General features: G+C 70.5%; 15 protein-coding genes and 1 pseudogene. 5 read left to right on the top strand and 11 right to left on the bottom strand.

Going from position 1 to position 19,390, the window contains the following annotated elements:
• Positions 1-285: 285 nt before the first annotated feature.
• Together ACFZB9_RS36175 and ACFZB9_RS36180 are read right to left on the bottom strand one after the other, a co-directional pair.
• On the bottom strand, positions 286-3,483 hold the full coding sequence (locus ACFZB9_RS36175; protein WP_391454322.1) for an AAA family ATPase: 3,198 nt from the start codon (positions 3,481-3,483) through the stop codon (positions 286-288).
• Positions 3,480-4,802 (bottom strand): exonuclease SbcCD subunit D, encoded by a 1,323-nt coding sequence (locus ACFZB9_RS36180; protein WP_391454324.1) that lies wholly within the window; start codon positions 4,800-4,802, stop codon positions 3,480-3,482. Before ACFZB9_RS36180 ends, ACFZB9_RS36175 begins: the two co-directional genes overlap by 4 nt.
• A gap of 141 nt (positions 4,803-4,943) precedes the next feature.
• Here ACFZB9_RS36180 and ACFZB9_RS36185 point away from each other — a divergent pair, with 141 nt between their 5' ends.
• The 4 genes from ACFZB9_RS36185 to ACFZB9_RS36200 all read left to right on the top strand — a co-directional run bounded on the left by ACFZB9_RS36185 (position 4,944) and on the right by ACFZB9_RS36200 (position 9,804).
• The gene (locus tag ACFZB9_RS36185) at positions 4,944-5,777 is read left to right on the top strand and encodes a hypothetical protein (RefSeq protein ID WP_391454325.1); all 834 of its coding nucleotides are present in this window, start codon (positions 4,944-4,946) and stop codon (positions 5,775-5,777) included.
• Positions 5,778-6,189: 412 nt separating this feature from the next.
• Positions 6,190-6,951 carry a hypothetical protein gene (locus tag ACFZB9_RS36190; RefSeq protein ID WP_391454326.1) on the top strand — a complete coding sequence of 254 codons (762 nt, stop codon included), beginning with the start codon at positions 6,190-6,192 and terminating at the stop codon, positions 6,949-6,951.
• A gap of 2 nt (positions 6,952-6,953) precedes the next feature.
• A complete protein-coding gene (locus ACFZB9_RS36195; protein ID WP_391454345.1) occupies positions 6,954-8,459 on the top strand; it encodes a hypothetical protein in 1,506 nt (501 codons plus the stop codon).
• Positions 8,449-9,804, top strand: coding sequence for an AAA domain-containing protein (locus tag ACFZB9_RS36200; protein WP_391454328.1), 1,356 nt, complete (start codon positions 8,449-8,451; stop codon positions 9,802-9,804). The genes ACFZB9_RS36195 and ACFZB9_RS36200 overlap by 11 nt, the downstream gene beginning before the upstream one ends.
• A gap of 216 nt (positions 9,805-10,020) precedes the next feature.
• On the opposite strand, the gene ACFZB9_RS36205 is transcribed toward ACFZB9_RS36200, so the two are convergent.
• The 7 genes from ACFZB9_RS36205 to ACFZB9_RS36235 all read right to left on the bottom strand — a co-directional run bounded on the left by ACFZB9_RS36205 (position 10,021) and on the right by ACFZB9_RS36235 (position 17,469).
• Positions 10,021-10,791, bottom strand: a complete 771-nt coding sequence (locus tag ACFZB9_RS36205; RefSeq protein WP_391454330.1) for a hypothetical protein — start codon at positions 10,789-10,791, stop codon at positions 10,021-10,023.
• A 38-nt stretch (positions 10,792-10,829) separates the two neighbouring features.
• A complete protein-coding gene (locus ACFZB9_RS36210) occupies positions 10,830-11,990 on the bottom strand; it encodes a hypothetical protein (protein ID WP_391454332.1) in 1,161 nt (386 codons plus the stop codon).
• Entirely contained in the window at positions 11,987-12,838 is an 852-nt protein-coding gene (locus ACFZB9_RS36215; protein ID WP_391454333.1) for a hypothetical protein, read from the bottom strand. Before ACFZB9_RS36215 ends, ACFZB9_RS36210 begins: the two co-directional genes overlap by 4 nt.
• Positions 12,835-14,217 (bottom strand): hypothetical protein, encoded by a 1,383-nt coding sequence (locus tag ACFZB9_RS36220; RefSeq protein ID WP_391454335.1) that lies wholly within the window; start codon positions 14,215-14,217, stop codon positions 12,835-12,837. Before ACFZB9_RS36220 ends, ACFZB9_RS36215 begins: the two co-directional genes overlap by 4 nt.
• Before the next feature lie 74 nt (positions 14,218-14,291).
• Positions 14,292-15,113 (bottom strand): AAA family ATPase, encoded by an 822-nt coding sequence (locus ACFZB9_RS36225; RefSeq protein WP_391454336.1) that lies wholly within the window; start codon positions 15,111-15,113, stop codon positions 14,292-14,294.
• On the bottom strand, positions 15,107-15,874 hold the full coding sequence (locus ACFZB9_RS36230) for an AAA family ATPase (RefSeq protein WP_391454337.1): 768 nt from the start codon (positions 15,872-15,874) through the stop codon (positions 15,107-15,109). The genes ACFZB9_RS36225 and ACFZB9_RS36230 overlap by 7 nt, the downstream gene beginning before the upstream one ends.
• The gene (locus tag ACFZB9_RS36235; protein ID WP_391454339.1) at positions 15,871-17,469 is read right to left on the bottom strand and encodes a Mu transposase C-terminal domain-containing protein; all 1,599 of its coding nucleotides are present in this window, start codon (positions 17,467-17,469) and stop codon (positions 15,871-15,873) included. Before ACFZB9_RS36235 ends, ACFZB9_RS36230 begins: the two co-directional genes overlap by 4 nt.
• A 582-nt stretch (positions 17,470-18,051) precedes the next feature.
• On the opposite strand from ACFZB9_RS36235, the gene ACFZB9_RS36240 reads away from it, so the two are divergent.
• The gene (locus tag ACFZB9_RS36240) at positions 18,052-18,366 is read left to right on the top strand and encodes a hypothetical protein (RefSeq protein ID WP_391454341.1); all 315 of its coding nucleotides are present in this window, start codon (positions 18,052-18,054) and stop codon (positions 18,364-18,366) included.
• Between the two features lie 243 nt (positions 18,367-18,609).
• Here the strand turns inward: ACFZB9_RS36240 and ACFZB9_RS36245 are convergent, their stop codons facing one another.
• Both ACFZB9_RS36245 and ACFZB9_RS36250 read right to left on the bottom strand, forming a co-directional pair.
• The gene (locus tag ACFZB9_RS36245) at positions 18,610-19,035 is read right to left on the bottom strand and encodes a hypothetical protein (protein WP_391454343.1); all 426 of its coding nucleotides are present in this window, start codon (positions 19,033-19,035) and stop codon (positions 18,610-18,612) included.
• A gap of 135 nt (positions 19,036-19,170) precedes the next feature.
• Positions 19,171-19,390 (bottom strand): annotated as a pseudogene (locus tag ACFZB9_RS36250) (ISL3 family transposase); the annotation flags it as partial.

Genomic DNA, 19,390 nt, shown 5'->3' on the forward strand with positions numbered 1-19,390 from the left:
CGCCACCCAGTTCGGCGGCTGCACCGAGAACCCGGATCTGACAGCCGCCATGCTCGCGCCGCGCTCTGTCCTGGAGTCCACGCTGGTGCTGCGCCAACTGGCGGCACCCTGGGTCAGGTCGGACCGGGAGCGAATCACAAGCACAACCAATCGGCTTGCCCTTCCTGCTGGCAGTCAGCCGACTGCTGACCGGATATCCGGTCAACTGCGATGCCTGCTCCACATGTGCGGGGGCGGCTCCCTCCGTCCGGGTATCACCGCAGTCGGGCTCGGCATCGCTCCGCGCTAGCGAGCCAGTGTCTGTAGGCCACTTGCCAGGTCGGTCTGCACCAGTTCGTCGCGCTCGGCCGACGTCAGCCAGCGAGCGGACGACCCGGCAGGGGACCGATCCACCCACAGCACGTCGTCGACGGCCTCGGCGACGGCATGCAGGTGGCTGATCACCATGACGAACCGGTCGCCGCCGGTCTGGGTGCGCAGCACCTCGAGGGCCGAGTCGAGTGCGGCGGTGTCAAGGGCTGCGAAACCTTCGTCGAGGAACAGGGAACCGAGGGTCGGGCCGCTGCGGGAGTGCAGCTCGGCGAGGGCCAGCGCCAGGGCGAGCGATGCGAGGAACTTCTCCCCACCGGACAGTCGGTTTGGATGGTGGACGACCCCGGAGTTGCGGCTGACGATGTCGAGATTGTCGGCGAAGCCGAATCGATTGTCGGACATTTGACCGAGTAGGTGGCTGGCCACGCCGAGCAGTGCGCGGGTGCGCAGTGCGGTGAGGTGGCCCAGGAACTTGGCGTCGACCAGTTCGCGGCGCAGGACTTCCAGCGCCTCGTAGCGGGCGGTGCCCGCGTCGATGGCGAACTCCAGGTCGGCGGCCGGCTTGATCAGGTTCTGCGCTGCCCGCTGCTTGTGGCGCTGGTCCTCGGCTTCCTTGGTCGCCTGTGCTGCTGCGGCGACGAGGGGGTGGAGTGCTTGGGGTGCGGTCAGGTCGGCTGCAGGATCGAACCCTTCGATGTCGGCGAGTGCGTGGGCGTGCTGGTCGAGGCTGCTCTGTGCGGCGGCTACGCGGTCGGTGGCAGTGTTGGCGCGGTCGGTGAGCTTGCCGCTCAGGGTCGAGGTGGCCGTCGATAGTTCGGCGGCGTACTGGCGGATCCCGGCGATCGTCAGCTCGGCCGGGGTTCTCGGCACCTGGCGCCGGTCAACCGCGTCGAGATGCGTGAGGGCCTCGGTAGCGCCCTGGGCCCACGCGTCCAGGTTGCCGCGCAGTTCGGTCAGCGGGCGCTCGAGTCTGGTGCGGGTCTCCTGGTCGAGGGCGCGCTGGTCGGCGAGCGCCCTGGCCTTCTCCGCCCGTTCGGCTTCCCTCCGGTCGAACAACTCTTGGACTTCGGCTCGGCGAGCGGTGACGGCGGCGGCAGCAGCGGCGACCTGGTCGGCGGCCACGTTGATTACCTCGTCCGGCAGCATCGTCTGGATGCGGAGAGGAAGCGCGCGGACCTCGGCGGCGGTCTTGGCCACGGCGCGGGTGTGCCGTTCGGTGGCTTTCGCGGTGTCGTCGGTTTGGTGCCGGTGGGCGTTCTTGCGCGCTGTCAGGGTCTTGCTGTCTGCCTCGATCTTGGCGGTGTGGTGATGTACTTCGGCCTGCAGTTCCTCAGCGTGGTTGTCGGCTGCCTTTTCGCATGCGGTGATCGCGTCCGTGATCGGCGTTGCTTCTCGCTCGGAGTGGTCGGGCTGTGCGGCATCGGTGGCGGTGCGGGCAGCCAGGACAGCGGTGGCCGCGGCCAGCGTCGTCGAAGCTGACTCAGTGTCGAATCCGGTGCCGGTTTCGGTGGCGAGAGCCGCGAACTGCGCGAAGGCGTGTACCGCTTGCGCGGTGGCGTCTTGCGCCTTCTGCTGAGCGATCTGGTGGTCTTGCTCGCGTTCACGCACCGTTTCCTCGGCTACAGCCGCAGCGGCGCGGGCCTTGGCGAGGTGGTTGACAGTCGCGTCACGTGTGGTGCGCGCCCGGTCCAGCTGTGCTCCCGCTGCGGCCAGCTCGGCCGTGTCGGCTGCGGCTTCGGGTTCGAAGTCGGTCGGGAGTTGCTGGTGGCATACGGGGCAGTCTCCCTCGGGGCTCAGTTCGGCGGCGATCGCGGCGGCCTTGTCGCGCAGTTGGAGTGCTTCCAGATACGTCTGGGCGGCCATGAGGCCGCTGTCCGCTGTAGCTGCGTCCTCTTCCAGCGGGCCGAGGGCCTTCCGGGCGGATTCGCGTTTACCTACCGCAGTGGTGTGTGCGCTGGCGGTGTCGGCGACGCGGCGGGCTGCCGAGAGGGCTTCTGCCATCCGGGTGCGGGCGGTGGCGGCGCTCGTGCGGATCTGCCTGCTCGTCGCCGCCGCGGCGATGGCCGCTTCCGCCAGCGGTTCACCGTGCTTGGCGCGTTCGGCCAGATCCGCTTCCACTGTGGCGATGGCGGTGTGTTCGTCGGCGATTTGGTCGGTGAGCGCGGCGAGTCGATCGCGCTCGCTGCGGTGCTCCTCGGCATCCGCCGCGAGGGTCTCCAGGAGCGTGGCGGCCTTGGTGAGGGCATCCCTGCCTTCTCCTTGCGTGTCTGCCGCAGTGATCGCTGTGGTCAGTTCGCCTTCCAGGGCTTCCGCTCGGGCGACGCGCCGGTTGAGGGCGTCGTGCCGCGCGGCGATGTCGTCGGCGACGGGCTCGAGTGCGTCGAGGACGGTATTGGCGTCAGCCACCGTGCGCATCGAAAGGTTTTGGGCGGCGAGGGCGGCGATGGCCGCGACGCTGCGGGCTTCGGCGGCTTCGTTCCGCAGCGCGGTGATGCCGTCGATGGCGGTGCCCAGGCGGTCGGCGCGGGCCGCGGCAACGGCGGCGGCCGAAGCGGCCTGTTGGGCGTCCTGTGCGGGGCTGTCCGGCATCCCGGCACGCTTGGCCTTCGCATCACCCAGAAGTGTCTGGAGCGTGCGGGTGTGGCGGTCGGCCGTCCGGTGGGCTGACTCCAGCGAATCGGCGCCGAACAGTTCGCGCAGCCGCTCGCTCCGCTCTTTGGGGGCAGCGGTGAGGAGTTGGTCGAACTTGCCCTGCGGGAGCAGCCCGACGCGCAGGAAGGTGTCGTATCCCATCTGCAGCGCGGTCTGGATACGGGTGTCCACGGCGGTGGCGCCGTCGGTTTCCTCGCCGGTGTCGAGGTTCGTCAGGTGGTGGCGGCCGGCGTTCGGGTTGGTGGCGTGCATGGTGCGGTGGACGTGCCAGCGTTGTCCGTCGTGGAAGAAGGTGAGGTCGACGCTCATGGCCTTGGCGCCGTCGGCGATGAGCTGGCGGGATTCCTTGGCGGCCCAGGTGCTCTTGCGGAAGAGGGCGTAGGTGATGGCGTCGAGCAGGCTGCTCTTGCCTGCGCCGGTGTCGCCGAGGGCGGCGACCAGGCTTTTGCCGGTGAAGTCGATGGTTGTCCGGCTGGGGTAGCTGCGGAACCCGGTGAGGTCGAGCGTCAGTGGCTTCATGCCGTCGCCTTGGTTGCGGTGGTGTCGGTGCCGGTCAGCAGGCTTGAGCGGTCGATGGCATCGAGGGGCTGGCCGGCGATGGCCGCGGTCAGCAGGGTCTCTTCGCAGCACGGTGCGGGGTCGTCGGGGTCGGGTTCGGCTCGCAGGTGTGCGAAGGCGGCCATGGCACGGTCCAGGGCCGGGCCGGTGGTGCCGCGGCCAGACAAGTAGTCGCGCAGCAGATCCTCGATGTCGGGCAGTTCCTGCGTGGAAGTCTTCCGGTCCAGGACGCGGTCGGGTGCCGCGGCGCGGCGCTCGTCGACGGCGACGATCGTCGCTTTGGGCAGCATCTTGGCGAGGGTGTCCGGCAGGGCCGGATTGAAGGCTTCCACGGTCACTACCGCTTTCACCCAGGCGTCTCCGACGCGGCCGGCACGTTGTGCGATCTCTTCCAAGGTGCCTTCCAGTCGGATCAGGCGGCGGCCGGAAGTCAGCGGTACGACTTCGATGCTCGGTTCGATGCCCGGGCCGATCTCGGCCAGCACGACACTCTTGGTGTCGCCGGCCTCGCCGAAGTCCATCTGCAGCGGGCTGCCGGCGTAGCGAGCGGGGAATCCGGCCCGGCCCACGGGTTGCGGCTTGTGGATGTGACCGAGGGCGCCGTAGGCGACGGCGGGCAGGTCCGCGGGTGCGGCCGCGTAGTCGGCGGCGATGGAGATCTGCCGTTCCGAGTAGGAGGGGGTGGCCCCTTCGACGAACAGGTGGGCGGCGAAGACGAGAATGTCCTGGGCGCGGCGCCCGGCGGCCAGGCGGCGGTAGACGTCGGCCTGGACGGCACGCATCCGCTCGGCGTAGGCCGCGGTCATCAGGGCCGGGTCGGTGAAGTCGTAGGTGAAGCGGTTGGGGTGCAGGTAGGGCAGTGCTCCGATGCGCAGGGTCGACTCGCTGTTCTTGGTGGGGTATTCGGCCACCAGCAGTCCGTCGGGGCGGGCGTCGGTGGCGAAGCGGACCCGGGCCTGGTCGCCTGCCCGGGTGCCCATGTCGTTGAGGACGAATTCCAGGAATGCCAGGACATGGGGGGTGTCGTGGTTGCCGGCAACGACGACCACCGGGGCGATCGTGCCGAGGCGGCGCAGTGCGTGTGCCGCGCGGCGCATGTCCTCCAGGCCCGGTCGCGAGCTGTCGAAGAGGTCGCCGCTGTGCACGATCAGGTCTGGGGCCCAGTCGGCGGCGATCTCGATGATCTCGTCCAGGACGGCGTCGACTTCGGGGTCGCGCCGGAAGCGGCCGATCTGGCGGCCCAGGTGCCAGTCGGAGGTGTGGAACACGCGTCCCGTCACGGGGTGCCTCCAGGAGAGGGGCGGCCTGCGAGGCGGCGCGGGGCCGCGCCGCTGCGGTCGAATGGGTTCAGCACTGCCGACTGTACACCGATTCTCAGGAAGAAGTCTGGAAAACTCTGGAACTCTGGTAGGCTGTGAAGCATGAGTGATCCGCTGGACGCACTGGAGAAGAGCATCAACACCCTGCGCCGCGCGATCCGCGACGCGGCCACCGCCGGTGACATCGAACGGGCCAGCGAACTGCGGGCCCAGCTGCGCCGCGCCGAGAAAGCATGGGACGCCCTCGTCGACACCGGCGAACCGGCCACCCCACCGCCCCGCCCCGGGCTACAGGCAACCCCGGTCGTCCACGGCTCCCGACTCCCGGCACGCGAGCACGTCCACCGGGCATTGATGCTGCTGGGAACCCCGGCGGCACCGAAGCTCATCGTCAGCGTGCACGATGCGTTCTTCTCCGGGGAGCTGTCCGCCTCCAAACTCTCCAGCCTGCGCCGGGACGAGGAACGCTCCTACCGCTCCAGTCCCGGCGCCCGCCCGTACTACCTGTGCCCGGCGCTGGCTCACGACCTGTTGTCACCGGTGCGCGCACTGGTGACAATCAGCACGTGGCCCTTGGAGCAGCGCATCATCGGCCCGCTGTCCCAGCGCGCCGACTTCCTCACCGGCACGATCGGCGTCGCCGAGGCGGTGCGCTCCTCGGGGGAAGCGGCCACCCCGGCGGCCGTACGGCTGCTGTGGCGCTTGGCTGCGAACGTCCCCGACGCGACAGTGAGGAACGCTTCCGGTCTTGAGAGCGCACCTGATCCGCAGCAGGTGATCGAGGCGGCACAGGTGGAACTGAACGTGCACGCCGACGCCGACCGCGCCACCCGGGCCAACGCCGCGCGGCGGGCCAGCAAGTCTCTCAGTGATGACCAGCAGTTGTTCGGCGCCCCGTTGCACAACATCACCCGGCTACAGGCCCGGCGGGCCTGACGGCCGTATGTCACCTCTACCTCCCCCGCAAGGACTTCCGGCACCGTGAACGCACCAGTCGATGACCGCCTGACGGCGCTGCGCGGCTCCACGCAGCGCCGGCCATACAACGCCAGGTCACTGGCCGCTTTGGAGAACAACCCCCGCTGCACACTGCGGGCCCTGCTGGACGCCTCCGGCTCCGACAAGGCTGCGATCGCCGAGCACGCCGGTTACCCCTCCGCCTTCGGCCAGTCCTCCTTCGCCCTCGCCCGCGGCAACGCCTTCGAGGCTCTGGTGAAAGCCAACGGCTACGCCGAGCTCCTTCGCGTCCTGCGCGAAACCCTGGGGCTGACGGTGCCGGAGGTGGGCAACAGGGACCTGAACGACGTCGGCGGCGACAGCCCGCCACGCCCACACCACGCAGTTGCTGGTGAAAGCCGCCCAGGGAACCGGCGACAGCACCCTGTACGACCACCCGATGCTGCGCCTGACGGTCGGCGGGCACGCGGTGTTCCTGGAGCCGGACCTGGTGGCTTTCCGTGCGGACGACCGCTTCTACATCGTGGAGATCAAGAGCTTCCCGATCATCGACGGCCAGGCTGACCCGGCTCAGGTGAAGTCGGCGACCACACAGGCCTGCGCGTACGTCATCGCCCTGCGCGACATGCTCGCCCAGGCCGGCATCGGCCCCGAGGCCGTGTCCGACCAGATCGTGCTGGTCGCGCCGAAGGACTTCACCAACCGCCCCACGGCGGCGTTCGTCGACGCCCGCAAGCCGGTCGCCGCTCTGACGCGGCAGCTGGACCGCCTCGAACGCATCAAAGACCTGGTGGAGCTGCTGCCGGAAGGCCTCACCTTCGACCTCGCCCCTGACGGGGAGCGCGCGCAGCGTCCCGTCGAGGAGCTGACCGAGGCCTTGGACCAGGTGGAAGCGACGTACCGTCCGGACTGTTTGAACCACTGCGAGATGGCGTTCTACTGCCGCTCCCGCGCCCGGGAGGATGCCTCGCTGGACATCCTGGGACCGGAGGCGCGCGAGCAGTTCGGCGGCGTCGACACCGCGACCATGGTCATGGGGCTGGCCCGCAGGCAGCTGACGCCGACCACCGACCAGAGCGAGATGGCCATCGCGTTGCAGCACGCCGCCAGGCTGCGGGCCGAGCTGGACCAGGCATACGGGGGTGCGGCGTGAACATGGTGTCGGCGTTGGCGCGGGTGCAGGCGATGGAGTCGATGACGGCGGTCACGGTGAGCGCGTACCGCCACCGGCGCCTGTCGGACCGGCCTCTGGTGGTGATCCCGCTGACGATGGCCGGGGAGGCCGGAGCACCGTTGGCGGCGATGGTCGGCTCATCCAGGAGGGACGCGACCCTGCTGGTCGTGGAGCAGCCCCGTAACCGCGACCAGCGGTTCGCGTTCGCCGCCTGCCTGGGCGAGCTCGTGATGGGGTACATCGACACCTTCCGGCAGGACCGCCGTGGGGAGGGGGAGAAGTCCCGGTACAGCGACGCGCCTCAGCTCCTGGTCCCAAACACCGGTGGGATCAAGGCGTTGGCCGACCTCGGGCGCATGTGCCGCTTCCGTTCGACCACCGGACCCTACGCCGTCGCGGACGTCGTGCCCGAGTTCGGCATGTGGCTGACGTTCCTGGTCGAGCGGGCCGAACAGGCCGGCACCTGCCTGCTGCTGCCCGTCACCGGGATGCTCGCCGAGCACTGGGCCACCGGCCAGAGCACGCTGGAGGACCAGAACCTCGCCTCCCTCATGGCCTGGATCTCCCCGCCTCCCGGGACGGACGTCGCGCAGGCCATGGCCGATGCGGAGAGCCCGGACATCTGCCCGCCCGCGGGCCCGACGACATCGCCCCAGTTCGACAACCGTGACCTGGCTCCGGCGATCAAAAGCTTCGACGCAGCACACACAGCCGGAGACCCGGTGGCCTTGGCCGCCGCGCAGGCGGAGCTGCGGGAGTTGATCGCCGAACAGATCCAGCCCACCTGGCGCATGGTGTGGGACGCCATCTCGCTACTGCGCTCGGTCCCCGAGGCGCCGAGGGCCGCCGCTCGCTTCGGGCGTGACTGCGCCTTCTTCACCTCCTACTCCGACTACCGGGACGCCGGCGGCCTCCCACAGCGAAAGCGGGACACCGCGATCGGCGCGGCGCGGCGTCTGGACCGGCTCGAGCAGGCGCTGGTCGACTTCGAGTTCGACATGGCCTTCGACGACCCGTTCGTGCTGGCGGACCGGCGCAGTGTCGGGGAGGCGTTCGCCGGGACGGTAGTGGCCGCCGAGCCCGGCCGGGTCGTCCTCAGCGACAGCAACCGGCGGGTGCTACGGCCGCTCGTCACCATCCGCACCGACGACCCCGTACGCCTGGCCGCCGACACTGGCCTGGTCAGCCCGCAGATGCCGGACAGCCATAAGGCCAGGATCGTCTCCGTCCTGCCCGACGGCGGCACGACACTGGTCACCGTGGAGGTCGCTGGCGGCATGGGAACCCCTCGCACCCCGAAGACGGACGGTGTGCCGGCGCTGGACCAGCGCATCGCCTACCTGCCGGACCCGGGCTGGCGTCCGGCAGCGGAGTTCCCCGCGTCCGACAGCACCCCGTGGACGCATCACTCCCCCGCCCAGGCGCCGGACGCCGACGCCACCGAAGCCGAGAACACCGCCGCAGAGGGATGGGGCCATGACTACTGACACCACCACACCCGGCCCGATCGCGGATCCGATCGCCGCCGCGAACGCCACCACCACGCGAATCCTGGCCGACCTCGCCCGAACCACACAGCGGGCCGTCGTCGTCGACTCCCCGCCCGGAGCCGGCAAGAGCACCCTGGTCGTCCGCGCGGCCCGTGAGCTCGCCACCAGCAACGAACGCCCCATCATCGTCGCCCAGACCAACAACCAGGTCGACGACCTGATCGAGCGGCTCGCCGAAGCCAACCCCGGCATTCCCGTCGGTCGGCTGAGCTCCAGCACCTACACCTCTCCACCAACCCTGAACAACCTGACGAAGCTGACCATCGGCCGCACCCTGAACGACCTCTCCGGCTGCCAGATCATCGTCGGCACCGCCGCCAAGTGGGCCACCGTCCGCGACGCCACGTTCCAATGGGCGATCCTGGACGAGTCCTACCAGATGCGCTCCGACATGCTGCTGCGGATCGTCGAGCGCTTCGACCGGGGCCTGTTCGTCGGTGACCCCGGCCAACTGGACCCGTTCACGGTCGTCGGTACCGAACGCTGGATCGGCCTGCCCTACAACCCGACCCTGAACGGCGTCACCGTGATGCTGGAGCACAACCCGGACATCCCCGTGCACCGCCTGCCGGTGTCCTGGCGCCTGCCGACGTCCGCCGCCCCCGCCATCTCCCAGGCCTTCTACCCCTTCACCGGCTTCACCGCCGGAACCGGTGAAGGAGCACGCACCCTGGAACTCACCACCGCCGGATTTGGCGGCGGCCACCTGGACGAGACACTCGCGGTTGCCTTCACCACCGGCTGGGCCCTGCACGAACTGCCGCGCCGTCACGTCCCGCGCACCGATACCGAAACCCTTCAGACCGCCGCGGACCTCGCCGCCCGCATCCTCGCCCGCGGAGCGTTCGCCACCTGCGAGCGCTACAGCGACGGCCGCCACCTTGGGCCTGACGACATCGCCATCGGCGTCGCCCACCGCGACCAGGCCGACCTGGTCCGGCAAGCCCTGGCCCGCACCGGCCACCCCCACGCACCGCGCGTGACAGTCGACACCGCGAACCGGCTCCAGGGCCGCGAGTTCGAGATCGTCATCGTCGTCCACCCACTGTCAGGACGCCGGGACGCCACCGCCTTCCACCTGGAAGCCGGACGCCTGTGCGTCCTCACCTCCCGCCACCGGCAGGCCTGCATCGTCGTCACCCGCGAAGGAATCGCCGACCTCCTCGGCAGCCACCCCTCCACCGACCCCGTCTACCTGTCCGTGCCGGCCAAGTTCCCCGACGGCTGGGAAGCCAATCAGGCCATGCTCGCCAAACTCGCCCAGCACCGTCCAGCCACGTAACACCCCATGGGCATCCCGTCAGAGGTCGCCGAGATCGCACCGCGCCGACCACCTCTGACGGGACACCTGTCCCACCCCATAGCCATCTCCCATCGCTCTGGCCCCAGATCGGTGTCAGCCGAGCTGCGACCCGTCATACAGCCCGCCGATTCCGGCACATCCCCGGTCATCCCTGCTCGGTCCATGCGTCTCTGCCCGATCGGACAAGGCAGCGATTCAGAGCGTCATGAGGCGGTGGTAGTCCTCGACCTGTTGGGCCAGGACGTCCTCGGGCAAGCCAACCCAGGTGCTCATTTGGGCGTAGGACAGACCACTTCCGCATCCGACAAGCGCGAACTCGTACAGCGCCTGATTGATCCGGGCCATGGCCGTGGCGAGGGAGACCATGCCGAGTTCGACACCGGCCTGGGCCGGCAGCGCTCCCTCGAGCTTCAGCTCGGCGAGCTGGCGCACCGCACCGGTGATCAGGTCGGTGACGAATCCCGGCATGTCGGACGGAACGCTGCCCGCCCAGGTCCGATGCGGCACACCGGAGTTCACGGCTCGGCCGTCGGCCGACTCCGGCGGGCGCACCGCCTGTCCGGCGGAGCGCGGCTGTGCGGGCACGCCGGGGTCTTCCGGTTGCGGCGAGCCATCAGGGGTGTGCTCGGATCGGTGGCGGGTGATGTATTCCCACACCCACCGGTAGGACACCGGGTACCTGTCGCTGGGGCCGTCGAGGTCTCGGTAGAGCTCGAAGGCCGGGCGGCATCCGGCGGGGGCGTTGGTCTCGTCTTCTTCGAGCAGTTCGTCCAGGCTTCGGCGGCAGTCGCGGAGTTTGTCCTCGTCGGCCGGGAGGCGGAGGGGCAGGGGCAGCAGGGTCGACAGGGCCTCCATGACGGTGGCGCGGGAGACGTGGTGCCGGGCGGCCAGGGACGAGGGCAACCTGTCGCCTGCCCGGTGGTCGCGGCGGATCGCTTCGAAGAGTTCTGTTCCCGGTACACCCATCGTCTCAATTCCTTTGCTGTGGAGGCTGGTTGGATTTTCTACGCCGGGCGCGCTGCGGCCGGGGGCCGTCGCGTGGTCCGCGCGCCGGCAGGCGGGCCGCCGCTTCGGTGAGTGGGGCCGGCGGTGGGGGCGGACTCGGCCCTCGGCGGGCCGGCAGAGCCGAACAGACCGCAGGCACGGGCTGCTTCAGCGACGGCCGCCTGGTCCCAGGGAGCCAGCCGCAGCCCTCGTCCGTCGGGCGTGTGCCCCTCCAGCCGTCTGAAGCGGTGGGCCGAGGCGATCAGGTCCGCAGCCCATGGCGGGGCGAGGGGATCCCGGCCAGGCTCCGTGTGGGCGGCGGGCAGTTGCACCTGTGTGATCGGGCGGCCGGTGAGGACCTGTGTCGCCAGCGCCGCGGCGTGGACGGGGTGGGCAATGCGCGTGTGGAGCCGCTGGGCGAATAGCGCGGTCGCGCGGTCGGGCTCGGGCGGGAAGTGGCCGCCTGCCGGAAGCGGGAGCACGGTGCGGCCCAGGCGGCGGGCGGCTGCGTCCAGTCGGTCACGGCCGACCGGGCGGCGTCTGGGCATGAGCAAGCACGGCTCGTCCACTCGGGGCGGGAACTGCGCCGCCGCCTCCCACCAGGCGTACCGGTCGGCGGGCGGGGGCGGAGCTGGCACGTCAACGGCCCGGCGGGCGCCGGCCAGGGTGTGCACGTCGAGGTGCGGCAGCACAGCCAGTGCTTCGGTCAGGGCGGGCGTGAGTTGACCGTGGCTCAGCAAGGTCAGGCGGATTCCGGTGAGTTCCCTCAGCGCGAAGAGGTGCTCGAAGTGGCGGGAGCTGATGCGGTGGACGCGGGTGACGATGACGTGATGGATGTGCAGCGTCTGGATCCAGGCGGCGACGGCGCGCCAGGCGGTGTCGGTACTGCCGGTCCAGTAGGCGTCGTCCTCACTCCCGATCGGCGGCAGGTGCTTGTCCATGCTTCGCAGGAGGTCGTGGGCCAGGGAGGCGGGGGCGGTGGCCACCGGGGTGGGGTGGACGGTGATGCAGCCCAGCGCGGGAGCATGGGCGGCCAGGGCGGCGGCCATGAAGGCGTGGTCGTCGTGCGCGTCGTGTATGACGGTGAGCTGGGGCAGATCCGGGCTGCCGAGGCCGGGTGACCAGGTGGGCCGCCACGGGCCGGTGGCGGTGTCGGGCGCGGCGGAGTTCCGCTTGGTCATCGTGGCTCCGGTGGCTGCGACGTGACGGGCGCGGGCCTGGCGGCGGTATCGGCGCGAACCGCGGCGGGGTGGTGGGCAGACCGGAGCGCCCACGGATCAGGCGCGGCGACTTGGTGGTCGGTGGGGCCGAGGGTGTCCGTGAGGGGGTGGCGGGCCAGGGCGAGGGCGAACAGCACGTCGGGGTGCGGCGCCGGATGCCCACCTGTGGGCGCGAGCAAGCGGCGGTTGGCCAGGCGCGGGACCTGCTCGGGTGGCAGCTCCGGGGGAAGGCCGTCGGCGGCGGTGTGCAGCAGGCGGGTGAGGGCGGCGGCCTCGGACGGGCTGAGGGAGGCCGCGGTGTGGCCGGCGGTGTGCAGGTTCTGCCGCTGCCTGCCGGTGAGCAGTCCGGGTGTGGTGGTCAGGTGGATGCCGGTGTCGGTGTAGACGAGCCGGTGAGGACTGTCGTGCTGCTCGAGGTGTGCGGCCAGAGCGGTGGCGGCGCGCCTCAGACGCTGCGGGGGCCATTCCAAGGCGCTGGCCAGGTCGTCGGGGTGGATACGGCCGGCCTCCATGAGGGCCGCGTGCAGCACGGTGGCGTGGGCGGCCACCTGTGGTCCGGGACGCTTTTTGTCCTGGCCGGGGGTGCGCAGGAGGGACTGAGGGGAGGTGTCGAGGGCGCGGGCCAGGTGGATCAGGGCCGCGGCGGGGAGGGTCTGCGGGGTGAGATGGGTGTCCCAGTCGGCGGTGGGGATGCCGGTCAGCGCGGTCAGTTCGTCGTCGCCGAGCCGGCAGCCCAGAGCGCGTTCGCGCAGGAACGTCAGGTCGAAGGAGAGCCGGCCGGCGGCGGGCGGCGGGGCCGGGGCGGTCACGGGCGTGACTCCCTATGGTGCGGCAGGGCGTCGGAAGTGGGCGGGGCGGGAGTGTTCAGGTGCCAACAGCGGGCGGTGGTGTGCCAGTCGTCGCCTGGGTGGGGGTGGACCAGGGCGGGGATGGCAAGACCAGCATCGGCGACGAGGGCCTCGAGGCGTGGCGTGGTGCCGAAGCAGTTCGCGAACAGGCCGTGGTAGTCGGCGGTGCGCGGGGAGCGGCTGCGGAACTCGACGGCGGCGCGCAGCAGGGGGCGGGCGCGGGGCGGGACGGCGTACATGTGCCGGGGACCGGGTGCCTGGCCGACGTTGATGTGCGAGTCGCGGTCGATGGACAGCGTGGCGCCGCGGTCGTCGACGTATCCGACCTGGGTCATCGACAGCAGCGACCGGGCGGTGCCAGTGAACAGCAGCGCGGCCACTGCGGCGGCGCGCACCGGGTTGGGCAGGCGCCAGGTGATCGTGTGCACGGTGCGCGGGGTGAGGGGAACGGTGGTGATGCCGGGCCCCGCGCAGGTGGTGAGGTCGTCGGGCACGTCGAGCAGCACCGAGCGGCTGAGGAAGCCGGCCTGGGCACCCCGTACGCGGGCCACCGTGTGCTGGGTGCTGGGGCTCGAGACGGTCAGGCGGGCCAGGAACAGGCGCAACGCTTCGGTCTCCTGGAGGGTGAAGGCGACGGGCTCCGCGAGGTGCCCGTCGGCGGCCTCCGCCGCCGACGGCCGTAGTAGAAGAAGGGTGCGGGCCAGCCAGGTGCGGGCGGCGGCGTAGCCGGCGCGGTACTGGCCGTCGGTGTGGGCGAAGTCGACGTCGTTCTGGCGGCGCCAGCAGTCCGCTCGGAACGCGGCAACTCCACTGCGGGGCAGCGTCGGTAGCGGGTGGGCGTGATCGTGCGGGGGCGGGCCGTGGCGGCGGCCGGTGGCGGCCGGTCCGATCGCGGCGAGGACGGCGGCCGTGCCCCGTACGGTCTGCACGTCGGTGAGACCGGCGTCGTTCAGGCGCGCCACCAGGTGCTGCTCGTCGGCCAGCTCCGGAGTGTGGGCGATCAGGGTCAGGCGGATACCGGTGTCCGCGCGCCAGGCCGCGAGGCGGCGCAGACGCTCCACCGTCAGGCGGTGCGCGCGCAGCACGATGCCCTCGTGCACGTCGGTGACCAGCGTCCAGCAGGTCACCGCCCGCCAGGCCGGGTCGGTGGACATCCGCTCGGCGTCGGGGCGGGAGAACCCGTCACGGCCCATGGCGCGCAGCACGTCCAGTGCGAGGTAGGCCGGGCTGGTGGTGTGCGGGGTGGGGTCGGCGGTGATCCGGCCGCGGCCGGGATCGGCCCACTGGTAGGCGGCCCGCTGCACCGCGCGGTCATCGTCGGCGTCCAGCAGCAGCCTCACCGGCCACCCCACAGGAGCCGCCTCCGGCGGCGTGGCCGCCTGCGGGGCGAGGGCAGGAGGAAGCGCGGGGCCGGTCATGGGCGCCGCCCGCCGTCGACCCGGTCGGCCACGGCCTGCAGCATGCCCCGATCGGGCCTCTTCGTTCCGGTGACGGCCAGGGCCCGCTGGGTATGACGGGTCAGCACGGCCCAGCGGCGCAGGCAGCCGTCCGCGACACGGGCGTCCAGCGCCTGAAGGTCGTCGGGTGCGACGCTCTGCCACAGCGGGTGCAGAGCGGGGACTGCCCAGGGAACCTGGTCGCGGGTGAGCGGCCAGATGAAGGGCCAGCCGGCGGTGCGGGTGGCGAGCATCCGCTGGGCACGCAGCCTGCGTTCGCCTGGCGGCTGGGCGGTCAGCACCACGCACAGCCCTTGGGGGAGGTCGTCGTGCAGGAAACGCAGGTACTCGAAGCACGAAGCTGACAGCCGGTCGGCGTCCTCGACCACGACGATCCGCGGCCCCTGGGCCAGGGCGCGGCGGATCAGAGTGTCGGCGGCCCCGGGGTCGGCAGGCGCCTCACCGGGGAGCTTCAGTGCCTTGTGAAGGCAGGCCCGCAGGTCCGTGGGCGCCGGCTGAGCCCGGAAGTCCAGCGGCAACAGCTCACCGAGCCGGCGGGCGGTGGTGTGAACGGCGAAGGTCTTGCCGACCCCGGCATCGCCCACCACGCACACGAACCGGCCCTGGGCGTACGCGTCGGCGAGCGCATCGGCCACGGCGAGCACGCCCGGAGTGAGCAGCGTCCGCAGGCCCGGGGTAGCGAGGAAATGCAGGTCGGGCGGGGCGGCGTCTTCCAGGACGGCGAACAGTTCCAGGGCGACGGCCGGAGCGGGGCCGGCCGGCGGCGGAGTGGTCAGCACCGTGCCAGGGCCCAGTCCACGACACGGTCGTCGATCTTGTCGGCCTTGAAGTGCTTCATACCCTCCAGCACGTGCTTGGTCACCTTCACCCACTCGCGGAACGAGCCGTCCGCGTACTGGATGTCGACCCGCTTCAGGAGCGCCTCGTCGACGCCCCGCCACACAGGGTGGGAGTCGGGGACGGCCTTGAGGACCTCGTCCTCGGTCATGGCCAGGATCTCCAGGCGGATGTAGATCCGCGAGGCCAGCGCCGGGTCGCTCTTCAGCGTCGCGTACGCCTCCCGGCCGCCGACGAACACGATGGCCGGCTTGGGCTCGCAGTTGTCCCACAGCTTGCGCAGGAACTCGAAGTTCTCCCGCCGGTACTGCTGAGCCTCGTCGCACACGATCACGTACGGGCGCCTGGGCAGGGTCTCGCGCAGCAGCTTGTCGAACGCGGTCGGGGTGCCGGGCATTTTGCAGCTCAGGTTCATCTGATGGAACAGTTCCTCGCGCAGGTCCTTCGGGCCGGGGCGGGAGCGGGCGAAGTCCAGCGGAAGGATCAGATCGGGGTTCATCTCCTGGATCGTGGCGCGGGTGCCGAAGCTCTTGCCGAGCCCGGCGTCCCCGTAGATCACCGACATCGCCCTCGATTCGACGGTGTCGACGACGGTGTCCTTGATCTGCAGCAGCGTGTCGGTGGCGACCAGTTCCGACTGCGGAATGTCGAGGAAGAACTGCGGGCGCAGGTCGGGACGGCGCTGCGGCGCGGTGGCGGTCATACATCCTCCGAAGACAAATCCGGGGTGGCGGTGGTGGCCTGGCCGGGACGGGCCCAGCTGGCCGGGACGGGGGTTACGGGCGTGTACGGCTGCGCGCGCCGACGCGGCGCGGCAGGGGTTCCTCCACTCGGCCCGGCGAGTTCCTCCAGCGCCTCACGCTCGGTCATGCGCATGGCCCGCACCGGGATTTCAGGCTGGGTGGAGGGCAGGTAGCGTTCCCTCTTCCGATCGCCGGAGCGTTGCAGGGCCCGGCGCAGGGTGGCGCTGTGCTCATCACGGTCGGCCAGGACCTTGGCCCGCAGCTCCTCGGTGGCCTCGTCGCTGAGGTGTGCCCGGCCGAGGAAGCGGTCGCCGCGGAAGGAGTACAGGTCGATCTCATGGGCGTGGTGCGGCATCCACCGCACCCGCACCTCGACGCCGATACGGCCGACGCCGTTCTCGGGCATGTAATAGCGGCCCGCGAACTCCACCCCGTGGCTGGTGATCTTGCGCACCCGGTGGTCGCTCTCCAACATGAACGCGCGCAGCTCGGCTGCGCTGGGCTCGGGCCGGACCTCGGTCGGGTCGGACAGCCACGCCTGAAGCGGCGTCATACCGGTGCGTTTCACCACGTGCTGCGTGTTGTGCTCGTGCACCCACTCGCGCAGCAGGTCGACGAACGCCTCGAACGTCAGCGGCGGATCCTTCTCGCCCACGCGCCGACGGTGATCGAGCTGGGGCGCCTTGGTGTAACGGGGCAGGTCGGCGAAGAAGCGGGTCACGCTGGTGAGGTTCAGCCGCTCCACCCCGCCCTTGTGGCGGGCACTGCGTACCCGGTGGACCGGCACCCCCAGCAGCCCGAAGGCCCGCCGGACGGTCTTGGACAGGAAGTCGGCGCCGCCGTCGACGCGCACCAGGTGCGGCAGCCCGCCGGCCGGCCCGTACGGGTCCTCGCGCAGCATCGCCGAGCGCACAGCCGCCAGGACCGAACCCCGGTGCGCGGAACCAGCGGTGACTGCCCAGCCCATCACATGACTGGTACCGCGGTCCTCGAACCACGTCACCCACACCTTCGAGACGCTCCCATCGGGCATCGCCACCACCAGCGGCGCCTGCTTGTGGTCGCCCTCCCACACGTGGTTACGGGCCACCGCGGGCCGCTTGAAGGCCGGATCGAAACCACGGGCCGCCGGAACGCCCTCGCGCAGGCCCGCCATGAAGCCCGGGTCGAGGTCCCGGGCGATCGCGTCGTGCAGCGTGGTCAGACCGATCGGCTTCTCCCCCGCCGCCTTGGCGGCGCGCACCAGATGCTCGTGAGCGCGTTTGACGTTGCCCTGGTAGTCGGCAAGGACATCGACGATCTCGTCGGTGACCCGAAACCGCGTGCGCTCGGCCTTCTCCGTGGAACCGCTCTCCTCGGCCTCCTTGAGCCAGCGCCACACCGTACGCAAACTCACGCCCGCCGACTCGGCGACCAGCCTCACGTCAGCGGTCGTCAACTCCCCCGCCAACCGTAACCCGAGCAGCGGGGCCACAGCCGCAGGGCGCAGCTCATCCCGATGCCGACCCAGGCCCTCCGCCGGAACGTCCTCCACCACGGTCACCGGCAGCAGCACGCGCGAGCCGGGCGAGCGGACAACGGCACGGCGATCAAGGACAGCCTCCAACGTCGAACAGCACTACCGATCAGGGCAGTTCAGCCCGGCGAGCGCTGTGGGTAACGGATCAACCAAGACGCGAGACTACGAGCCCGGAGTGAATATTCAGCCCCACATGCCACCCGAACGAGTGATGCCCTGCCATTCCCGGCATCCCGGCGCACACCCGTGCTATCCGATCGCTCGCGGTCTTCCGGCCGCAGCCGGCCAGAATCGCGACATCACCATCGGCAACCGCCCGAGCCCATGACGGTCCGACAGCAACCAGAGCCTCGCCGCCCGACGCCCGGCGCAACAGCCGAACCCGCCCCGGAAACCGGTCGCCCCTCGGCTACCAAGCACCAAGCACCAAGCACCAAGCACCAAGCACCAAGCACCAAGATCAACACGGGAAGGAGGCGCGGCTAAAACGACACCGGACGATACGGCTTCATGTCACCGCAATATTCGGGAAGTTGTCACCATGATCGCCGCGGCCAACCACCCTTGAACAGCACTGACATACCTACACGTCAGTGACATGCACCGCCGAACATTCCAGTGACATCACGGCCGAACCTCACACCCGTCGCCCTGGACGAGGATTCCCACCGGGAGATCCTCAACCAGTGCCTGACCGACACCGCGCTTCCCCTCGACATCCGCGTAGCCGGCGCCATCCTGTTCCTCTTCGGGCAGGAACTCACCCGGATCGCCGCGCTGCCCACCGATGCCCTGACCGTGCGGGATGAAGAGGCCCTCCTCCTTCTGGAGCACGTCCCCATCCGCCTACCCGAACCGCTCGCACAACTCATGACCGAACTCGCCGACCAGCCGCCGCCCCCGGGCTGGGCGACGAACTACCCGAGCCGCTGACTCTTCCCTTCGGCCGAACCCGGACGGCACATCACCGGTGGAGCTCTGGCCGTCGCCTCGCCGCTCACGGCATCCCCAACCGGCCGTCCCGGGCCACCGCCCTCGTCCAACTCGCCCAGGACAGGCCCCCGGCCGTTCTCGCACCGATGCTCGGTCTCCACATCAACACCGTCGAGAAATGGCGCCACCGCGCAGCCACCGACTGGACTGCCTACCTCGAAGCCCACCAGGCAACGCGGGGCCCTACACCAGGTCGCTGATGACGGGGTCGTCCGCGGAGAGCGAGCAGGTGAAGATCCGCATGGTCTCGCGGCGCCCGAGGACGACGTCGGTCGGCCCCTGGCACCGAAGCCGCTCGCTTGGACCACCTTCGAGGGAACCGACAGGAGCCCAGCTTTCCGTGCCCCCGTCCCATTCGTTGCTGGCGATCGCAGCCACGAAGCGCATTGCGCTGCCGCACGTGTCGCACCGCACCGGGCCGTAGTAGCCCTGGTAGTTCCAGGGTTCATGGCCGCCGAGCTTCCAGCCCGGGGCTGTCGAGAGATCCCAGGAGTAGCGGGATTCGTACTCCTCGGGGTAGTCGGGGTCGGGGAAGGTCGCCTGCTCCCAGTCCTCGACTCGGGCTTCGAACTCCTCTCCCAAGGCGCCCGGGTGCGGATACTCGGTCACCGGCTCCGGCCGTAGTACACAGGGGGTCGGAAGGTAGCCGGGCGCGCCGATTGCGGCAGGCTCCGGCGGTGTCAGAAACCGGTCTGTCAGGTCAGCGGCTCTGTTCCGTAGCCGATGGTGACGCTGTGTCTCCGGCTACGGGATGAGGATGCGGTGGCGGAGGAAGTCGAATCCGGCCCGGCCGTGCATCTGGCGCATGATCCGCTTGGTTCGCGTGTTGACGCCCTCGGTGCGGCCGTTGTGGTAGGGCAGGGTGAGGCCGACGACGACGACGACGACGACGACGACGACGGCGGCACGGTCGAGTTCGAGGCCGCTGCAGAAGCTGTGCAGGTGGGGTAGGTCGGTGGCGCGG

It is taken from the genome of Kitasatospora sp. NPDC008050, assembly GCF_042957465.1.
GTDB lineage: Bacteria > Actinomycetota > Actinomycetes > Streptomycetales > Streptomycetaceae > Kitasatospora.